This window comes from Pantoea sp. Fr+CA_20 (genome assembly GCF_024520835.1).
Classification (GTDB): domain Bacteria; phylum Pseudomonadota; class Gammaproteobacteria; order Enterobacterales; family Enterobacteriaceae; genus Pantoea; species Pantoea allii.
The window spans coordinates 1-18,024 of record NZ_JALNPN010000016.1 but is presented as its reverse complement, the minus strand read 5'-3'; the positions used below and the strand labels follow the sequence as shown (position 1 = coordinate 18,024).

Annotated in this window: 18 protein-coding genes and 1 tRNA gene; 7 read left to right on the top strand and 12 right to left on the bottom strand. The window is 54.2% G+C overall.

Going from position 1 to position 18,024, the window contains the following annotated elements; all coding sequences use genetic code 11:
• Positions 1-3: 3 nt before the first annotated feature.
• Both NR177_RS17245 and NR177_RS17240 read right to left on the bottom strand, forming a co-directional pair.
• Positions 4-1,350, bottom strand: a complete 1,347-nt coding sequence (locus NR177_RS17245) for a glucarate dehydratase family protein (RefSeq protein ID WP_256853296.1) — start codon at positions 1,348-1,350, stop codon at positions 4-6.
• 9 nt (positions 1,351-1,359) lie between these two features.
• Positions 1,360-2,703, bottom strand: a complete 1,344-nt coding sequence (locus NR177_RS17240) for an MFS transporter (protein WP_096011748.1) — start codon at positions 2,701-2,703, stop codon at positions 1,360-1,362.
• A 511-nt stretch (positions 2,704-3,214) separates the two neighbouring features.
• Here NR177_RS17240 and garD point away from each other — a divergent pair.
• Positions 3,215-4,774 (top strand): galactarate dehydratase, encoded by a 1,560-nt coding sequence (gene garD, locus NR177_RS17235; RefSeq protein ID WP_256853295.1) that lies wholly within the window; start codon positions 3,215-3,217, stop codon positions 4,772-4,774.
• Positions 4,775-4,896: 122 nt separating this feature from the next.
• Here the strand turns inward: garD and NR177_RS17230 are convergent, their stop codons facing one another.
• The 4 genes from NR177_RS17230 to syd form a co-directional block, all read right to left on the bottom strand.
• The gene (locus NR177_RS17230) at positions 4,897-5,343 is read right to left on the bottom strand and encodes a flavodoxin (RefSeq protein ID WP_256853294.1); all 447 of its coding nucleotides are present in this window, start codon (positions 5,341-5,343) and stop codon (positions 4,897-4,899) included.
• A 12-nt stretch (positions 5,344-5,355) separates the two neighbouring features.
• Positions 5,356-6,135 carry a tRNA pseudouridine(65) synthase TruC gene (gene truC, locus NR177_RS17225; RefSeq protein ID WP_063880766.1) on the bottom strand — a complete coding sequence of 260 codons (780 nt, stop codon included), beginning with the start codon at positions 6,133-6,135 and terminating at the stop codon, positions 5,356-5,358.
• Positions 6,129-6,464 (bottom strand): YqcC family protein, encoded by a 336-nt coding sequence (locus tag NR177_RS17220; protein ID WP_063880767.1) that lies wholly within the window; start codon positions 6,462-6,464, stop codon positions 6,129-6,131. The genes truC and NR177_RS17220 overlap by 7 nt, the downstream gene beginning before the upstream one ends.
• 580 nt (positions 6,465-7,044) lie before the next feature.
• On the bottom strand, positions 7,045-7,593 hold the full coding sequence (gene syd, locus NR177_RS17215) for a SecY-interacting protein (protein ID WP_256853293.1): 549 nt from the start codon (positions 7,591-7,593) through the stop codon (positions 7,045-7,047).
• 61 nt (positions 7,594-7,654) lie between these two features.
• Here syd and queF point away from each other — a divergent pair, with 61 nt between their 5' ends.
• From queF to xni, 3 genes are all read left to right on the top strand, one after another.
• Positions 7,655-8,500, top strand: a complete 846-nt coding sequence (gene queF / locus NR177_RS17210; RefSeq protein WP_256853292.1) for an NADPH-dependent 7-cyano-7-deazaguanine reductase QueF — start codon at positions 7,655-7,657, stop codon at positions 8,498-8,500.
• Between the two features lie 169 nt (positions 8,501-8,669).
• On the top strand, positions 8,670-10,034 hold the full coding sequence (ppnN, locus tag NR177_RS17205; protein WP_014605152.1) for a nucleotide 5'-monophosphate nucleosidase PpnN: 1,365 nt from the start codon (positions 8,670-8,672) through the stop codon (positions 10,032-10,034).
• A gap of 33 nt (positions 10,035-10,067) precedes the next feature.
• Complete coding sequence (gene xni / locus NR177_RS17200) at positions 10,068-10,826, top strand: flap endonuclease Xni (protein ID WP_063880770.1); 759 nt, start codon at positions 10,068-10,070, stop codon at positions 10,824-10,826.
• A 39-nt stretch (positions 10,827-10,865) separates the two neighbouring features.
• Here xni and rlmM read toward each other — a convergent pair whose 3' ends face one another.
• From rlmM to NR177_RS17180, 4 genes are all read right to left on the bottom strand, one after another.
• Positions 10,866-11,966 carry a 23S rRNA (cytidine(2498)-2'-O)-methyltransferase RlmM gene (gene rlmM / locus NR177_RS17195; protein ID WP_063880771.1) on the bottom strand — a complete coding sequence of 367 codons (1,101 nt, stop codon included), beginning with the start codon at positions 11,964-11,966 and terminating at the stop codon, positions 10,866-10,868.
• Entirely contained in the window at positions 11,959-12,354 is a 396-nt protein-coding gene (locus NR177_RS17190; RefSeq protein WP_063880772.1) for a DUF423 domain-containing protein, read from the bottom strand. The genes rlmM and NR177_RS17190 overlap by 8 nt, the downstream gene beginning before the upstream one ends.
• Before the next feature lie 51 nt (positions 12,355-12,405).
• Positions 12,406-13,323, bottom strand: coding sequence for a transcriptional regulator GcvA (locus NR177_RS17185; protein WP_063880773.1), 918 nt, complete (start codon positions 13,321-13,323; stop codon positions 12,406-12,408).
• A gap of 335 nt (positions 13,324-13,658) precedes the next feature.
• Positions 13,659-13,880 (bottom strand): YgdI/YgdR family lipoprotein, encoded by a 222-nt coding sequence (locus tag NR177_RS17180; protein WP_063880774.1) that lies wholly within the window; start codon positions 13,878-13,880, stop codon positions 13,659-13,661.
• A 211-nt stretch (positions 13,881-14,091) separates the two neighbouring features.
• Here NR177_RS17180 and csdA point away from each other — a divergent pair, with 211 nt between their 5' ends.
• On the top strand, positions 14,092-15,300 hold the full coding sequence (gene csdA, locus NR177_RS17175; protein ID WP_063880775.1) for a cysteine desulfurase CsdA: 1,209 nt from the start codon (positions 14,092-14,094) through the stop codon (positions 15,298-15,300).
• A gap of 2 nt (positions 15,301-15,302) precedes the next feature.
• Positions 15,303-15,752, top strand: coding sequence for a cysteine desulfurase sulfur acceptor subunit CsdE (gene csdE / locus NR177_RS17170; protein WP_063881241.1), 450 nt, complete (start codon positions 15,303-15,305; stop codon positions 15,750-15,752).
• Here csdE and tcdA read toward each other — a convergent pair.
• Both tcdA and mltA read right to left on the bottom strand, forming a co-directional pair.
• On the bottom strand, positions 15,749-16,549 hold the full coding sequence (tcdA, locus tag NR177_RS17165) for a tRNA cyclic N6-threonylcarbamoyladenosine(37) synthase TcdA (protein WP_109717019.1): 801 nt from the start codon (positions 16,547-16,549) through the stop codon (positions 15,749-15,751). The two genes, csdE and tcdA, sit on opposite strands and share 4 nt — an antisense overlap.
• Positions 16,550-16,598: 49 nt before the next feature.
• Positions 16,599-17,747 (bottom strand): murein transglycosylase A, encoded by a 1,149-nt coding sequence (mltA, locus tag NR177_RS17160; protein ID WP_256853291.1) that lies wholly within the window; start codon positions 17,745-17,747, stop codon positions 16,599-16,601.
• Positions 17,748-17,951: 204 nt separating this feature from the next.
• Between mltA and NR177_RS17155 the strand changes: the two genes are divergently transcribed.
• A tRNA-Met gene (locus NR177_RS17155) sits at positions 17,952-18,024 on the top strand.

The following is an 18,024-nucleotide window of genomic DNA, read 5'->3' as shown; positions in this document are numbered from 1 at the left end:
CCCTTAAGCAGAGGCCCGGCCAAACGCCGGGCGTTTACGGTCAAATGTCCAGCCGGGTACCAAATACTGCATGGCCGTGGCGTCATTGCGCCCGCCCGCTGGCAGTGATTTGTAGCGTTCGTTTGCCAGGCGGAGTTGTTCCCAGTCCAGTTCGATACCCAGGCCTGGCGCATCTGGCACCGCAATTTTTCCCTGACGGATCTGCAGCGGATTTTTCGTCAGGCGCTGATCGCCCTCCTGCCAGATCCAGTGGGTATCTATCGCGGTAGGTTTACCGGGCGCGGCGGCACCGACATGGGTGAACATCGCCAGGGAAATATCAAAGTGGTTATTTGAGTGGCAGCCCCAGGTTAAGCCCCATTCATCGCAAAGTTGCGCGACCCGCACGGCACCGCTTAACGTCCAGAAGTGCGGATCGGCCAGCGGGATATCAACGGCATTCAGCATCAGCGCATGATTCATTTCACGCCAGTTGGTGGCGATCATGTTGGTGGCGACCGGTAAGCCTGTGGCACGACGAAACTCGGCCATCACCTCGCGTCCTGAATAACCCTGCTCAGCACCACAGGGATCTTCCGCGTAGGTCAGCACATCCTGCATGCCCTTGCACAGCCCGATCGCTTCGTCCAGCAGCCACGCGCCATTGGGATCGACGGTGATTCGCGCCTCGGGAAAACGTTTTTTCAGCGCCTGCGCGGTCGCGATCTCCTGTTCGCCCGGCAGCACGCCGCCCTTGAGTTTGAAATCTTTGAAACCGTATTTATCCTGTGCCGCTTCCGCCAACCGGACAACGGCCTCGCTACTCAGGGCTTCCTGATGACGCAGGTGATACCAGTCATGCTGTGCCTTCTCGCCGGTCAGATAAGGCAAATCGGTTTTACGGCGGTCACCTAAGTAGAACAGGTAGCCCAAAACGGTCACCTCGTTGCGCTGCTGACCCGGACCGAGCAGCTCAGCGACCGGAACCCCCAGACATTGTCCCAGCAAGTCCAGCAATGCAGCCTCCAGTGCCGCGACCGCGTTGACGCGCAGTTCAAATGTCCAGGCGCCTTTGCCAAAGGTATCGAAATCGGCGGACTGGTTCCCCTGATGAACCTGCTGCACCAGCCGGTTCATGCGGGCGACCTGCTGACCGATCACCTGGGGTACGGCGTCCACCAGGGTTTGATAGATAGTTTCGCCGCCTGGCGCTTCACCCAGCCCGGTGTGTCCGGCGCTGTCAGTCAGGATCACGATATTGCGCGTGAAGCAGGCATTATGGGCCCCACCAATATTCAGCAGCATACTGTCGTAGCCAGCCACAGGAACGACCTGCATATCGGTAATCACGGGCGTTGATTGCGTATTCATGCTGGCTCCTTAACGTGTTTTCAGTTCGATGCGCTTGATGTTATCCACCAGCACCAGATAACTAAGCACGGCAACGAACGCGTGAATGCCCACATAAACCAGCGCACCGTTATAAGAGCCGGTAGACGCAATGATGTAGCCGATCGCGATAGGCGTGACGATGCCGGAGACGTTGCCAAACATGTTGAACAGACCACCGCTCAGCCCGCTGATCTCTTTCGGCGCAGTGTCCGCCATCACGGCCCAACCCAGCGCACCAATGCCTTTACCAAAGAAGGCGGTCGCCATGAACAGAACCACAACCCAGTCCGTCTCAACATAATTACAGACCACCATGGAGGTAGAGAGCAGCATCCCAAGGACAATCGGCGTTTTACGGGCAATATTCAGAGAGCCGGTTTTGCGCATGAGCCAGTCGGATATGACCCCACCGAGCACACCACCGATAAAGCCGCAGAGCGCAGGAACCGAGGCGACAAACCCCGCCTTAAGGATCGACATGCCACGCGCCTGTACCAGATAGACCGGGAACCAGGTGATAAAGAAGTATGTCAGGGCGTTGATACAGTACTGACCGATATACACACCGATCATCATGCGCGATTGCAGCAGTTGCTTAACCTGGAACCACTTATCACTTAAGCTGACTTTTTGCTTAACGCTTTTCTGATCCATGTTGATCAACGCGCCGCCCTGCTCCATGTATTCCAGTTCTGCTTTGTTCACGCCAGGATGATCGCAGGGATCGTGAATCACTTTGAGCCAGACGAGGCTCAAAATAATCCCCAATCCCCCCATAAACCAGAACACGTGCGCCCAGCCCACGGCAGAGGTCAGCCAGCCCATAACTGGCGCAAAAATCACCGTAGCGAAATATTGTGCAGAGTTGAAAATTGCCACTGCCGTCCCGCGTTCCTGAGCCGGGAACCAGGCCGCGACAATACGGCTGTTGCCTGGGAATGAAGGCGCTTCAGCCAGCCCCACCATAAAGCGCAGCATAAACAGCGCCATCACAATGGTGTAGCCGCTGAACAAGTCCACAAAGCCTTGCAGCAGGGTAAATAACGACCAAAGGAAGATACTCCAGAAATAGACGCGCTTAGAACCAAAGCGGTCCAGCAGCCAGCCGCCGGGGATTTGTCCGATAACATACGCCCACGAAAAAGCAGAGAAGATAAAGCCCATTCCCACCGGGTCGAGGCCGATATCTTTTGCCATCGCCGAACCCGCAATAGACAACGTGGCGCGGTCGCCGTAATTGAATGAGGTCACAATAAACAGCATGACCACGATCCAGTAACGCGCGTTGGTACGTTTTTGTACCGCCTCCGTTGTCTGGTGATAACTACTCATGATGCACTCCTGAAATATAGCGAAAGCCACATTCGCTCTGACTGCATACACATCGCGTTGGGTATCAGAGAGATGTAGGTTAAACACGGCGATTTTTTTAGTGGCAAACCGATAATGCGTCGTGACAAATAACCTGCCCGGGAAAACGGAAATCAGTATATGAAGCTGATTTGGTTGAGGCATTGGAATATCACCCTGGAATAAGGTGAGAAGGAGGGGTCTTTTTTGTGCCGTTGCATAAAACGCTGCGGAACGTTTCACGTATTTTGTAAAAAATCACAAAAAGCGCGCCCAAACGCGCGGAGATAACTGGCTTTGTGAGAATCTTCACTTGATTTAGTAAAAAGACATTAAAACTGCGTCACCAGAACGCCGAATATAGGTCAATTGCACAATGTGCGGGCGGTATTGCCTCTTTATACTGACCCTGGCAGATACCGAACCTGTGACACCTGGCTTATCATAATGAATGCGCCGCGCAAACAAGGCGCTACCCACTGGAAGGTGAGCGATGACCCCAACATCAAAAGAACAACCGCTCTGCATCAAAGTTCATGAAAATGACAATGTTGCGATTGTGGTGAACAGTCTGGGCCTGGCCGCGGGCACCAAGTTTAGTGATGGATTGACATTGATTGAGCATGTCCCCCAGGGACATAAGGTTGCGCTGCAGGCGATTCCTCAGGGCCAGGCCGTGCTGCGTTATGGTGAAGTGATTGGCCTTGCGATTCGTGATATTGCCCAAGGCAGCTGGATCGATGAATCACTTATTGCGCTTCCGGACGCACCCGATTTGCAGAGTTTGCCCCTGGCGAATAACGTTCCGCCTGACCTGCCGCCGCTTGAAGGTTATACCTTTGAGGGTTATCGCAACGCCGACGGCAGTGTAGGCACACGTAACCTTTTAGGCATTACCACCAGCGTTCACTGTGTGGCGGGCGTGGTAGATTATGTGGTGCAAATGATAGAGCGTGATTTACTGCCCCGTTATCCCAACGTGGATGGTGTGGTTGCGCTGAATCATTTGTACGGCTGTGGTGTGGCGATCAACGCCCCTGCGGCGGTCATCCCTATCCGTTCCGTCCACAATCTGGCCCTCAACGCGAATTTCGGCGGCGAAATCATGGTGGTCAGCCTGGGTTGTGAAAAGTTACAACCTGAGCGCTTACTGGCCGGTACGCCCGACGTGCAGCCTGTCTCGCTGGATGACGAAGATATTGTGCGTTTGCAGGATGAGAAACTGGTGGGCTTTGGCGCGATGGTGGATGAAATCCTTCAGGTGGCAGAACGCCATTTGCAGCGGCTGAATCAGCGCCAGCGTGAAACCTGTCCGGCCTCTGAATTAGTCGTGGGGATGCAGTGCGGCGGCAGTGATGCCTTTTCCGGCGTAACGGCGAATCCCGCAGTGGGGTTTGCGTCCGACCTGCTGGTGCGCAGTGGCGCGACCGTGATGTTCTCTGAGGTTACCGAGGTGCGCGACGCGATTCACTTACTGACACCGCGTGTGATCAATCAGGAAGTGGGGCAGCGGCTGATTGAAGAGATGGCCTGGTATGACAGCTATCTTGATCAAGGCAAAACCGATCGCAGCGCCAACCCCTCTCCCGGCAACAAGAAAGGCGGGCTGGCAAACGTAGTGGAAAAAGCCCTTGGCTCCATTGCCAAATCAGGTCGCAGCCCGATTGTGGAAGTGCTGTCCCCGGGGCAACGCCCTACGCGGCGTGGACTGATTTTTGCCGCCACGCCCGCCAGCGATTTTGTGTGTGGAACCCAGCAACTGGCCTCCGGCATCACGCTGCAGGTTTTTACCACCGGCAGAGGAACGCCTTATGGTCTGGCTGCAATTCCGGTGATTAAAATGGCGACCCGCAATGCGCTGGCGGAGCGCTGGCATGACCTGATGGATATTAACGCCGGCACCATTGCCACAGGTGAAGAAACCATCGAGCAGGTTGGCTGGCGGTTATTCGAATTGATTCTGGACATTGCCAGCGGCAGAAAACAGACCTGGTCAGATCGCTGGGGGATTCGTAATCAGCTGGCCGTCTTTAATCCCGCGCCGATAACCTGAGCAAGATGCCGTTATGACTGCGCTAACGGGACGGCCCGCACGGCCTGATCCCGTTAGCCAGAATGGGCTGCCGTCCGTTTAGCGTGGGACGGCAGCGAAACAGCAAGACTGACATGCGCTTATCAGAGCTGTTTGCCCCATTGCTCAACCCATGGAGTGGTAACGGATTCAGGTTCCGGATCTTCCGTGGCATCCACCAACAGCACCTCCCCTACCCGTTTGGCTTGATGCTCCTGCAACAGGGCGTCAAAACGTTTGCCCGCGCCACAGAAGTTTTCGTAGCTGCTGTCGCCTAGCGCAATGACGCCATAGCGCAGTGTCGGCTGGTGGCCCAGTTTGTCCTGCATGTCGTGGAACAGGCCAGAAATCGTATCCGGAAAATCGCCCTGACCCGTGGTTGACGTAATCACTAAGGCGACATCCTCTGCATAGCCTTGCCAGTCGGCTAACCCAGGATCTTCAAAAATCTTCACGTCATGGCCTTGCTGCTGCAAAACCGGTTCTGCTTCTTCTGCTACCAGTAATGCATTGCCATATACGGTGCCTACAAAAATACCAATTTTCGCCATTTCTCTTCCCCTTTATTCCGTCACGCTATCCTGACCTGAGCCAGCCATAAACTCAACCCGTGGCACATCAGGTAAACAGGCCTGCCAGCCAAACTGATCCAGAACGCCTTGCCAGACAGCATCCAGCCCGGCACGAATCACCAGGGGTGCTTTAGTCACAGGATGGCTGAGCGCCAGGCTGCTGGCATGTAACATTAAGCGATTAGCGCCAAAATGCTCAGCTGCGCCGCGGTTCTGACGCAAATCACCATGGGCTGAATCACCGATGATGGGATGGCGCAAATGGGACATGTGCCGACGCAACTGATGCTTACGGCCGGTTTTCGGTTTGAGCTCAATCAGGCTGTAACGTGCGGTGGGATAACGACTGACCGCAACCGGCATCTCTACCTTTGCCAGCGCATGATAATCGGTCACAGCAGGCTGTGGCACGCGCGCATCAGTGACAAATTTGTCGGCGATTTTATCCAGTTCTTCAACCAACGGATAATCCAGCCGATCGCTGCCTTCAAGCCAGCCACGTACCACGGCGTGATAGGTTTTCTCCATGTGGTGATGCTCAAACTGCTGTGACAGCAGGCGGCCCACTTCACTGGAAAGGCCCATTAACAGCACGCCCGACGTGGGGCGATCGAGCCGGTGCGCCGTAAAAACATGCTGGCCTATCTGGTCGCGCACCGTCTGCATCACAAACTGGGTTTCGTGGCGATCGAGCCAACTGCGGTGCACCAGCCAGCCAGCAGGTTTATTCACCGCCACCAGCCATTCATCCTGATAAATGATCTCTAACATCCGGCAGACTCATCCTCCAGAAGGGCATCCAACTGCTGTAACGTGAGGAGCAGCAGCGAACGACCGGGCTGCTCAGGCGTTAAGGCGACCTCAAAATAGGGCGCGACCGCGAAGTTCTTTGGCAAAGGTTGCCGGGCATCAATGATGGCCCGAACGCGCGGAATCAGTACCCACTGTAACCATTCCAGCGGTTGAAGTGTGTCGAGGAAAAAAGGTTGCTCGCTGGTGAACGCCTGAGCGTCTGGTGCAGCGGTCTGCCAGAGATTGTGCTCGTGCATTATCGCTTCGACCTGCTCGAGCCGTTGAATAATTAAGTGTTCCAGCGTCATGCATCACCTCTGACTGGGGAAAAATGGGCGGCAAGCATAACCCGCAGGCACAAAAAAAGGGAGCACTGTCATTAAACAGTGCTCCCGGTTCGTTTGCAGCTTTCCGGCTACGTTAGTGCTCCCTGCTCATCCGTGACAACTTTTCCCGTGCGAACTCCATCCGCGTATCATCCTGATCAATCCTTAGCCTCCTGGCCCGCCGCCTCTTCTGAGGGGCTCTCATTCTCCATCCTGGAGGTGTCCGTTAACTCAGTCCTGAGTGTCCTGCTTCATCCTGAAGCCTTCCTTGTGACGTAAACTCCGTTACGTTCCGGCCTCCTGGCTACCGTCATCCTGACGGCTCCTGTTGTCCAGGACATCCTGTCCGCGAGTGATATTCTCGTCAGAAACTACTCAAGGCACAAGGTGTTAAAATGATTTATAACCTTACCTTATAGAAGCAGCCCATCAGCGCAGCTAATAAGTTAATGATTTACAATATTTTTACATCTTTTCGGCATGAAGGACGCGTGAATTATAGAGCGATCTCTCACAGAGTTTGTAAGAGATCTCTCACACGGCTGCTAGCAGATATCTGTAACTAGTCACTAAGCGGTTGTAAATTATTGAGAAAAGAGGGGATATCGGACGCCAGCGTGGCGCGCTTTTTCTGCCCGGGTGTTTCCAGAATGACATTCCCGCTGATGTTACACAGCGAGATAATGTTCTCTTCAGAATCCGTGGTCGCGATAAACAAGGTCGGGGCCTGTTTCAGACGTCGCTGCATCACTAAATGACCGATCAGGTTTTCCTGCAGTCGAACAAAATCCTCTTCGCTCCAGACCTGCAGTAACGTCAGCCTGTTTTGTTCATAGCTGGCGCGCATGTCTCCGGCGAACTGGCTGGTATAAAATGCGGTGATTTGCGGATCAAGCTGGATCTCCAGCGCTCGCTCAACGGCATCCAGCGATGGCGGCAGGCTAAAGGGCTGGGGCTGCCAGAGGGCACGCTCTCCACGGTTCTCCAGCAGGCAGGGCGAGGGTACGCCATACAAATCACTGCTGGCCGGCACATGGCCGTAATCCTGCTGCCAGTGCTGGCAGTATCGGGTGGTGAAATCGATTAAGGCGTCAGCCGTTTGCTGCATCATTCAAATTCTCACTTCTGATAGGTTACACTTACTCACTTTGATGACCTCAGTGGTAACCGTTATGTCTTCTTATCAGCCGGACCCGGCGCTTAGCAATCTGACGCTGGGCAAGCCCACAGCTTATCACGATCGCTACGACAACAGCTTGTTACAGGCGGTGCCTCGCAGCATGAACCGCGAGCCGCTTGGCCTCTATCCTGATAACCTGCCCTTTACAGGTGCTGATATCTGGACGTTATATGAACTTTCGTGGCTCAACAGTAAAGGTGTTCCGCAGGTTGCGGTGGGCGAAGTGGTGCTTGACGCCCGGAGTCACAATCTTATCGAGTCCAAGAGTTTCAAGCTCTATCTTAACAGCTTTAACCAAACCCGCTTTGCCGACTGGGGCGAGGTACGCCAAACGCTGGAGCAGGATCTGCGTGTCTGCGCGGAAGGTGACGTGCGTGTTGCGCTGTTTCGGTTAAATGAAATTGAGGGCCAGCCTGTCGGGCACTTTGCGGGCGACTGCATTGATGAGCAGGATATCGAGATTGAAGATTATGGCTTCAATGCCGATTATCTGGTTGATGCTGCTGGTCAGGAGCGGGTGGACGAAACGCTGGTCAGCCATCTGCTTAAGTCTAACTGTCTGATCACCAACCAGCCTGACTGGGGCTCGGTGATGATTCGCTATAAGGGCCGACGGCTCAATCGCGAAGCGCTGCTGCGCTACATCATTTCATTTCGTCAGCATAATGAGTTTCATGAACAGTGCGTTGAGCGTATCTTCAATGACCTGATGCGTTTTTGTCAGCCGGAACAGCTTACCGTTTACGCACGCTATACGCGCCGTGGCGGACTGGATATCAATCCCTGGCGCAGTAACGTGGCCTTTACGCCCGGTCATTCTCGTCTTGTACGTCAATAGTTTGCGAGATATTTCTCAGGAAGTCAGTCAACTATCCGGTTCCACTTGAGCAAGCCCTGCCCACAAGGCTACTCTGGGCAAGGCGGTAAACAGTGGATTGCCGACCAGGGATTTTCGTCACTGCATTTGCAGTGTCAGCCATCACCCTCGCGGGTGCAAAGGAGTTCATTTGATTACACATGTCAGCCCTCTTGGCTCTATGGATCTGCTCTCCCAGTTGGAAGTAGATATGCTGAAGCGCACAGCCAGCAGCGATTTGTATCAACTCTTCCGTAACTGCTCGCTCGCCGTGCTCAACTCCGGCAGTCAGACTGACAGTAGCCATGAACTGCTGTCGCGTTTTGAGAACTTCGATATCAACGTGCTGCGCCGCGAGCGCGGTATCAAGCTGGAACTGATCAATCCGCCTGAAGAGGCCTTTGTAGACGGCCATATTATTCGTTCACTGCAGGCCAACCTGTTTGCCGTGCTGCGCGATATCCTGTTTGTTAACGGCCAGTTAGCCAGCTCTGGACGCTTACCCTGCGCAGAAGACAACGATTCGGTCATGATTACCAACACCGTGTTTTCCATTCTGCGTAATGCCCGGGCATTACACGTGGGCGAATATCCCAATACCGTTGTCTGCTGGGGCGGCCACTCGATTAACGCGGTGGAATACCAGTACTGTCGCAACGTGGGCACGCAGTTGGGCCTGCGCGAACTGAATATCTGTACCGGCTGTGGTCCGGGCGTGATGGAAGCCCCAATGAAAGGTGCAGCGGTAGGTCATGCTCAGCAGCGCTATCGCGACAGTCGCTTTATTGGTTTGACCGAGCCGTCGATTATCGCGGCTGAACCGCCTAATCCACTGGTGAACGAACTGATCATCATGCCGGATATCGAAAAGCGTCTGGAAGCGTTCGTGCGTATTGCACATGGCATCATCATCTTCCCTGGCGGCGTGGGGACGGCAGAAGAATTCCTTTATCTGCTGGGTATTCTGATGAATCCGCAAAACGAACATCAGGTTCTGCCGCTCATCCTGACCGGGCCAAAAGAGAGCGCAGACTATTTCCGTGTGCTGGATGACTTTATTGTCAGTACGCTTGGGGAGCAGGCACGTAAGCATTATCAGATCATTATCGATGATGCCGCCGAGGTCGCCCGCCTGATGAGAAAAGCCATGCCGCAGGTGAAAGAGCATCGCCGCGAAACGGGTGATGCCTACAGCTTTAACTGGTCAATTCGCATTGCTCAGGATTTGCAGGTGCCCTTTATGCCGACCCATGAAAATATGGCTAACCTCAATCTCTATACCAATCAGCCGCCGGAAAAACTGGCTGCCGACCTGCGCCGGGCGTTCTCCGGTATCGTTGCGGGTAACGTGAAAGAGATGGGCATCCGCGAAATCCGCGAAAAAGGCCCTTATAAACTGCACGGTGATGCCGACATCATGCACCGCATGGATGAACTGCTACAGGGCTTTGTGGCACAGCAGCGTATGAAACTGCCCGGCACTGCCTATATCCCGTGCTACGAAATCATTAAGTAAACCAGGAGGCAGCCTGCGGGCTGCCCTTACCTTATGTCACATCACTTACTTATTGTTGATGCACTCAATTTAATTCGTCGCCTGCATGCCGTGCAGGGCACGCCCTGTGTGGAGGGCTGCGTTGCGGCGTTGCGCCAGCTTCTGGGACACACGCGCCCCTCGCATGTTGTGGCAGTGTTCGACGGCGAGGCCCGTCATCAGGGATGGCGGCATCAGTTGTTACCCGACTACAAAAGTGGCCGACCGCCGATGCCGGAAGAGTTACAGGCTGAAATGCCAGCCCTGCAGGAGGCTTTTCGGGCGGTGGGCGTCAGTTGCTGGATTGCCGAACAGGATGAAGCCGACGATCTGGCCGCCACGCTGGCGGTAAAAATGGCGCGAGCTGGCCATCAGGCCACCATTGTTTCTACCGATAAGGGCTACTGCCAGCTTCTCGCTCCGGCGATTCGCATCCGCGATTATTTTCAGAAGCGCTGGCTGGATTTGCCGTTTATTGAAACCGAGTTCGGCGTTGCACCGTCCGTTCTGCCCGACTATTGGGGATTATGCGGCATCAGCAGCAGTAAAATCCCAGGCATCGCGGGCATTGGCCCTAAAAGCGCCCGGGAGCTACTGCTACAGTTTGGTTCACTGGAAGCTCTGTATCAGCAGTTGGATCAGGTTCCGACAAAATGGCGTAATAAGCTGCAATCAGGCCAGGAGATGGCGCTCATCAGCCGCGATGTTGCCCGGCTGAAGCAGGATTTAGTGCTGGAAGGGAATCTGAATTTACTGCGTTACCATGGCGATTAACATCACCAGGCCGGGCGCAAGGGCACCCGGCGGTGGTGATTAGCGCTCGTCGCGACGGCCACCCATGGCAGCCCAGATACGACGGATGTGCACCGTCACTTCTTCACGATCGTGGTAGAGCTGGCGCGCACGAATCTGCGCATTGATCCCATTTTCAGTGAGGCGCTCCTCGATCATGGCCAGATTCTGCGTCACTTCTTCATAACGCTTCTTCATGGGCAATTTCAGGTTAAAAATGGCTTCCCGGCACCAGCCATTCACCACCCAGTCCGCCATCAGATTCGCCACACGTGCAGGTTTTTCCACCATGTCGCACACCAGCCAGCTGATGTTGGTGCGGGGCGGACGGAAGCGGAAACCGTCTTCACGTTCATGGAACACCTGTCCGGTATCCATCAGGCTCGGAGCCATAGGACCGTTGTCCACCGCATAGACCATCATGCTGCGCTGAACCAGTTGATACGTCCAGCCGCCAGGACAAGCGCCCAAATCGACAGCATACATCCCGCTGCCTAAACGTTCATCCCACTCATCGGCTGGCACAAAAACGTGAAAGGCTTCTTCCAGCTTAAGCGTTGAGCGGCTTGGCGCGTCAGACGGAAACTTAAGACGCGGAATGCCCATATAAAATGGCGAATTGTTTTCTGGCAGCGAATAGCCCACGTAGCAGGTGCCGGGGGCGATAAAGAACACATGCACCACCGGGCGTTTTGGGCTTTCGTAGTTGAGCAGAATGTTGCTCTCACGCAGGCTGGCACGTAACGGCACGGTAAACTTACGGCAGAATTTGGTCAGCTCTTTTGCCTGGTTGGTGTCAGGAACTTCAACACGCAGCTCTCCGCCTTTCTCCACCACGCCGCTTAACATGCCAACGATGGGCGAAATGCGATCTTCCTGAGGCAGATCGCGCAGTAGCTCACCGACGACCAGCATCTGGCGGGCGAAAATCAACGTGTCGAACGGCAGTTCACGGATCAGCCTTTCCGCATCAGGCTGCTGATAACATTCAAACAGAACATAACCGGCATCCTCTTTTACCCGAGGAAAGCCGTAAACGTTATGCTCTGCAGCTTTAGCACTAATTTCTGCTGCACACTCTTTTTCAAAGCCGGAGCGGCAGTACAGTAAAACTTTATTCATGGCGTTCTGCCTTGGTTTTAAGACGCAGCGCGCCAATCAACATCAATAGCCAGCCAGTCAGGAAGAACAATCCCCCGACGGGCGTGATAAAGACAAAAAACGTTAAATGCGACAGCGCCAGCGAATAGAGGCTGCCGCTGAACAATACGGTTCCCAGCGCCATAGACGCACTGCTCCAGTAAAACCAGATGTTACAGCGATACAGCATCGCCGCACCCAGCCCCAGTACAGCCAGCGTATGGTAAGCCTGGTATTCCAGCCCGGTGTGAATCCAGGCCATTTCAGTGGCGCCCAGCGTTTTATTCAACACGTGAGCACCAAAAGCACCAAATGCCACCAGGAAAAAACCGCTGATGGCCGCAAAAATAAACATGGCACGTCTGGACATCAACCTATCCTCAAGGTGCGTTTGCAGGTCTCTGCAAAAAAATCAAAAACATTACTGATCATAACGAAAGCGGAATTTTTCTTGTTCGGTTGCCGCTTTGGCGAGAATCCACTGTCGAAAGGCGGCTATTTTACCCAGTTCTGCCTGACTGTCATGACAAACCAGATAAAAAGCATTTTTGCTCACCAAAACGTCATTAAACGGACAAATCAACCGTCCCGCTTCAATTTCGCTTTGCGCCATGACGTTATTGGCTAATGCCACGCCCTGTCCATGAATAGCCGCCTGCAGCACCATGGCGCTGTGACTGAAAATGGGGCCCTGTTGCACGTTGATGTGCTGAACGCCCAACTGGCGAATATAGGACTGCCAGTCGCGGCGCGAGGCATCATGTAGCAGGGTAAAGCGGGCAAGATCCATGGGGGTTTTAAGCGGATTCTCCCCGGTCATCAGCGACGGAGAGCACACCGGCAGCAGGTATTCTGCATAGAGTTTTTCTACCCGCAGTCCGGGCCAGTTCCCCCGGCCATAGAAAATCGCCACATCTACATCATCAGCCAGTTTCTCTTCATCCCGGTCCACCGCCTGGATACGGACATCAATGCCCGGATAAGCCATATTAAAGCTGGAAAGGCGCGGCACCAGCCATTGAATAGCAAAACTCGGCAGCAAACTGACCGTGAGCGCGCCTTTAGCACTGCGTGCCTGCAGTTTGCGCGTGGCTTCATTGAGGGCAGTGAAAATTTCTTTGATGTCCAGGTAGTAGCTTTGCCCTTCTTCCGTGAGCAAAAGCGAACGATTCCTCCGCCTGAACAGCTTTAATCCCAGAAAATCTTCCAGCGATTTAATCTGATGGCTGACGGCAGCCTGGGTGACAAACAGCTCTTCAGCGGCTTTTGTAAAGCTTAAATGGCGTGCTGCGGCATCGAATACCCGCAGTGCATTAAGGGGAGGAAGACGTTTTGACATGGTTTTCCGTAGCCAGCCTGGCAAAAAATACGCGAACTAATACAAAGGCATTACGTATTAGAATTTATAATCCGAGACATTATAAATTGTCCGTTGAGGAAGCTCCAGCAAATACCTATAGTTGCGCTACTTCCAGAGCCGGAACGAAAAGTTTTTAGATTTGTGAGTGAGTTCGCAGATTTTCTGAAAGCTTTTGGCTTGTGGTCGTGATGTTGTGTTTGCAATTTTGATCTGACCTTTACAGATCAAGCTTTTTAATTCCTGTAGATTTACCCTGTCTGTCCATTGTGATATTGAGTAGCACCGCAAATTGCGGTGCTTTTTTTATGCGCTGACTACTTCGTTTCAACCATCTCTTTCACATCTGAACGGTTAATTTGCTGCTCATTGCCATTCGCATCTTTATAGCTGATCATACCGGTGTCAGTATCGACCTTTGGTTTGCCTTCTGCGACGATCGTGCGGCCATCATTGGTATGCATCACGTAGTTGCTTGAACAGGCAGCCAAAGTAAAGGCCATTGTACAAACGGCCAACATTGCGGCGAGTTTTTTCATCTTCTATCTCCTTGCAGATTGATTGCACCAAACCCCCCGCGTTACGCTGACCAAAGAGACGGTCAAGTGGGATCGACTGTAAGTATGTCGTATCGCCATGCGGGTTAAGTTTATACCTTGCAATACTCAGCATAACCCGCTTTTCCAGCTTTGCCAGACAGATAGCCATCTTTCAGCCTTAATCTGAAAATTAACAACCTATGAGCCACGTATGAGCGCCTTCAATCCTTCTTCATTTCGTCAGCAGTTTCCAGCGCTAAACGATGCCGGTGTTTATCTCGACAGTGCCGCTACCACGCTGAAACCGCAGGCGGTGATAGACGCGACGCAACAGTTCTACAGCCTGAGCGCCGGTACGGTCCACCGCAGCCAGTTTGCAGCCGCACGCCAGCTGACAGCCCAGTACGAACAGGCGCGTGGCACGGTGGCGCACTGGCTTAATGCCGCCAGCGATCGCCAGATTGTGTGGACGCGCGGCACCACGGAGGCGATTAACCTGGTTGCCCACGGCTGGTTAGCCCCGCGTTTACAAGCTGGCGATGAAATTATTGTCAGTGAAGCGGAGCATCACGCCAACCTGGTGCCCTGGCTGATGGTCGCCCAGGCCAGCGGTGCCCGGGTGGTGAAATGGCCGATTGGGCCCGATCGCCTGCCAGATATGTCACAACTGCCCGGATTGATTAACAGCCGGACTCGCCTGTTAGCGATCGGACAGATGTCCAATGTGACCGGCGGCTGTCCGGATTTAGCTCAGGTCATCGCGCTGGCCCACGCGGCAGACGTAAAAGTCATGGTGGATGGCGCGCAAGGTGTGGTGCATTGCCCGCCGGATGTGCAGGCGCTGGATATTGATTTCTATGCCTTTTCCGGGCACAAACTTTACGGGCCAATGGGCATCGGCGTGCTGTACGGGAAAGCCGAACTGCTGGAAGAGATGATTCCCTTACAGGGCGGCGGTAAGATGCTGACGCAGGTAGATTTTACCGGTTTTACCCCGCAACCGGTGCCCTGGCGTTTTGAAGCCGGTACGCCAAATGTTGCGGGTGTGACCGGGTTAAGCGCTGCGCTCAGTTGGTTGCAGCAGCTTGATATGCGCAAAGCCGAGATGTGGAGTCAGCAGTTAGCCAGCCTTGCCGAAGAGCAGCTTGCTGAGCTGCCCGGCTTTCGAAGCTTCCGCTGCGGCAGTGCCAGCCTGCTGGCCTTTGATATTCAGGGCATTCATCACAGCGACATCGTGACGCTACTGGCAGAGCACGGTATCGCCCTGCGAGCAGGCCAGCACTGTGCTCAGCCGCTCATGGCGGCGTTAGGCGTTGAAGGCACGTTACGCGTTTCGTTTGCACCTTATAATAATCTTCAGGATGTGGATGCGCTGCTGCGCGCCATGCACAGCACCATCGCATTGCTATCGGAGTTTTGATGATGACCGCCCCCCTGTTAGCGCCCCACCCGTTCGGTGTGGAAATAACCCCGGCTGATTTGCAGGCAACCTTTTCCCGCTTTCATCAGTGGGAAGATCGCTACCGGCAGTTGATTTTGCTGGGTCGGCAGTTGCCCGCTTTACCCGACGCGTTAAAAACGCCGGATATCGAGCTGAGCGGTTGTGAAAACCGCGTCTGGTTCGGCAGTCAGCTGTGCGAAAAGGGTGCTCTGCACTTTTATGGTGACAGCGAAGGTCGCATCGTGCGCGGTTTGCTGGCCGTGCTGCTGACCGCGGTGGAAGGCAAAACGCCCGCACAATTGCTGGCGTCCGATCCGCTGGACCTGTTTGAAGAACTGGGCCTGCGCGCCCAGCTCAGCGCCTCACGCAGCAGTGGCCTGAAAGCGCTGGCTGACGCCGTGCAACAAAGCGCACAGCGGTTGCTGGGTTAAGCCTGGCGCGCCGCGCGCGCCAGAAACTTCTTCAGCGCATGGGATACCGCCACAAAGCCGAAGGTGGCCGTCACCATGGTTGCCGCGCCAAATCCCGATTCGCAGTCCATTCTTTTCGGCCCTTCTGCCGTGCTACGTGAGGCGCAAACCGTGCCATCCGCTTGCGGATACACCAGCGCCTCGGTAGAAAACACACAGTCGATGCCCAGCTTGCCTTTGCTGTTCTTTACCACGCCTGACTGCTTCAGACGCTCGCGCAGTTTGGCCGCAAGAGGGTCCTGAATCGTTTTGGCCAGATCGCTCACCTGGATTTGCGTCGGATCGATTTGACCTCCCGCGCCGCCAGTTGTGATCAGTGGGATCTTATTGCGTCGACACCAGGCAATTAACGCGGCCTTGGGGCGGACGCTATCGATGGCATCGATCACATAGTCAAAATCGGCCGCCAGCAGCGTGGCCGTGTTGTCCGGGGTAATAAAATCATCAATGCACACCACCTCACAATCAGGATTAATTGCGCGCAGGCGATCCGCCATCACTTCCGTTTTGGCTTTGCCCACGTTGCCGCTAAGCGCATGTATCTGACGATTGGTATTGGTGATACAGACATCGTCCATATCGATCAGGGTTATTTTGCCAATCCCGGTGCGCACCAGCGCCTCTGCGGCCCAGGAGCCAACGCCACCAATACCGATGACGCAGAAATGCGCATCGGCGAACAGCTGCAGCGCCTGCCGGCCATAAAGACGTGCCGTACCACCAAAACGCTGGTGCCAGGCATCGTTTAACACTTTCATAATTAAACCTGTTACAGAGTGCGGGCCAGCGCGCCCGCAGCATCAAGAATTAGTTAGCACCTAACAGCATGGTGCCGTTGTTACCGCTCTGAGCATTGCTGAACAGCGGCTGCCCAGCGCCAGGCGCAGACTTCAGCACCCACACGCGACCATAGTGGTTATAGAAACCGGCAAGATGAGCAGCATCCGGCCCTACGCCCTGATAAATATCGAAGTGCTGGCCTTTAATTGCACCACCCACATCCAGCGCCACCATCATCCGCATCTCATATTTACCGTTGAATTTGCCCTTTTCATTCAGCTGCGGCACTTCTGCCAGCAACACCGTTCCGGCAGGAATCAGTGAACGATCTGATGCCACAGAGGCTTTCGTCACCAGCGGTACAGCGCTGGCGCCGCGTACCGGCACATAGGATTCAGGTTTGAAGAAGACAAATGAAGGATTGGTTTCTAACAGCGCACGCACTTCCTCTGGGGAATGCTCATCCGCCCACTGGCGAATCGCCTGCATGGACATGTCTTCACGCTTAACTTCGCCACGGTCAATCAGCTCTTTACCGATGCTATGATAACCCCAGCCGTTTTTCCCGCCATAACCAAAAAAGCTCATCGGACGACCGTCGCCGAAATCGACGTAGCCACTGCCCTGCACATCCATAATGAAGTTATCAATAAGTGAATTACTCCAGGCAATCACATAACGATCGTCTAACCCACCACTATATATAGAAGAACGACTGGGCAGCTTTTGTCCGCGTTTGCGTGGCGGCATCCGGTAAATAGGGTACTGGAACTCGCCCTGTCGCGTGTAGCGCGCCTCGACCACCGGTGTGTAATAGCCCGTGAACTGCACGTTGCCGTAATTATCGGTGCCTTCCATCTGAAACGCATTCAAACCAAACTGCCGCAGCTGACGCGTATCGCCACCGGCTATCAACCAGTTCTCGACCGCACTGTACGTACTGTTGTTGCGACCAAACAGGGCAGATGACGTGGACTGAATCTGCCGCACCTGTTCGCCAAAATCTCTGCCATTAACCGGACGGCCTTTGGCGTTAGGTTGATTGACCAGGGCAAGGGGCTGCTCCAGTTTACCGTCTTTATACTGTTGACCCCGATCGGTTGGCTTAGAACTACAGCCCGCCAGCAGCGCTAAAAATGCGCCAGTAAGTGCATACTTCGCCCAATGTCCTTTCATCTTCATCTCTTTTTATGACTGTTCGCCACGCGACGATAGCAAAGCCGTCATCATAATGAAATCCATCCTGTTTGGTCATAATGGATATCGGTTCAATAAATCATCAAACGGGGGAATCCTTCAGCAATTAACAGCAAATTTAGCCTTTTAGGGCAAAAAGGGGTTGCAACAATCATCGTGCGGAGTATAGTGCGCATCCACGGACGCGGGGTGGAGCAGCCTGGTAGCTCGTCGGGCTCATAACCCGAAGGTCGTCGGTTCAAATCCGGCCCCCGCA

What these genes read in the sequence shown, in the direction of transcription:
- garD (WP_256853295.1), top strand. Translation starts at nt 3,215, where the DNA reads ATGACCCCAACATCAAAAGAACAACCGCTCTGCATCAAAGTTCATGAA.
- csdA (WP_063880775.1), top strand. Translation starts at nt 14,092, where the DNA reads ATGAGCGCCTTCAATCCTTCTTCATTTCGTCAGCAGTTTCCAGCGCTA.
- NR177_RS17185 (WP_063880773.1), bottom strand. Translation starts at nt 13,323, where the DNA reads ATGTCAAAACGTCTTCCTCCCCTTAATGCACTGCGGGTATTCGATGCC.
- queF (WP_256853292.1), top strand. Translation starts at nt 7,655, where the DNA reads ATGTCTTCTTATCAGCCGGACCCGGCGCTTAGCAATCTGACGCTGGGC.
- syd (WP_256853293.1), bottom strand. Translation starts at nt 7,593, where the DNA reads ATGATGCAGCAAACGGCTGACGCCTTAATCGATTTCACCACCCGATAC.
- xni (WP_063880770.1), top strand. Translation starts at nt 10,068, where the DNA reads ATGTCACATCACTTACTTATTGTTGATGCACTCAATTTAATTCGTCGC.
- NR177_RS17180 (WP_063880774.1), bottom strand. Translation starts at nt 13,880, where the DNA reads ATGAAAAAACTCGCCGCAATGTTGGCCGTTTGTACAATGGCCTTTACT.
- mltA (WP_256853291.1), bottom strand. Translation starts at nt 17,747, where the DNA reads ATGAAAGGACATTGGGCGAAGTATGCACTTACTGGCGCATTTTTAGCG.
- rlmM (WP_063880771.1), bottom strand. Translation starts at nt 11,966, where the DNA reads ATGAATAAAGTTTTACTGTACTGCCGCTCCGGCTTTGAAAAAGAGTGT.
- NR177_RS17245 (WP_256853296.1), bottom strand. Translation starts at nt 1,350, where the DNA reads ATGAATACGCAATCAACGCCCGTGATTACCGATATGCAGGTCGTTCCT.
- NR177_RS17240 (WP_096011748.1), bottom strand. Translation starts at nt 2,703, where the DNA reads ATGAGTAGTTATCACCAGACAACGGAGGCGGTACAAAAACGTACCAAC.
- tcdA (WP_109717019.1), bottom strand. Translation starts at nt 16,549, where the DNA reads ATGAAAGTGTTAAACGATGCCTGGCACCAGCGTTTTGGTGGTACGGCA.
- NR177_RS17220 (WP_063880767.1), bottom strand. Translation starts at nt 6,464, where the DNA reads ATGACGCTGGAACACTTAATTATTCAACGGCTCGAGCAGGTCGAAGCG.
- NR177_RS17230 (WP_256853294.1), bottom strand. Translation starts at nt 5,343, where the DNA reads ATGGCGAAAATTGGTATTTTTGTAGGCACCGTATATGGCAATGCATTA.
- NR177_RS17190 (WP_063880772.1), bottom strand. Translation starts at nt 12,354, where the DNA reads ATGTCCAGACGTGCCATGTTTATTTTTGCGGCCATCAGCGGTTTTTTC.
- truC (WP_063880766.1), bottom strand. Translation starts at nt 6,135, where the DNA reads ATGTTAGAGATCATTTATCAGGATGAATGGCTGGTGGCGGTGAATAAA.
- csdE (WP_063881241.1), top strand. Translation starts at nt 15,303, where the DNA reads ATGACCGCCCCCCTGTTAGCGCCCCACCCGTTCGGTGTGGAAATAACC.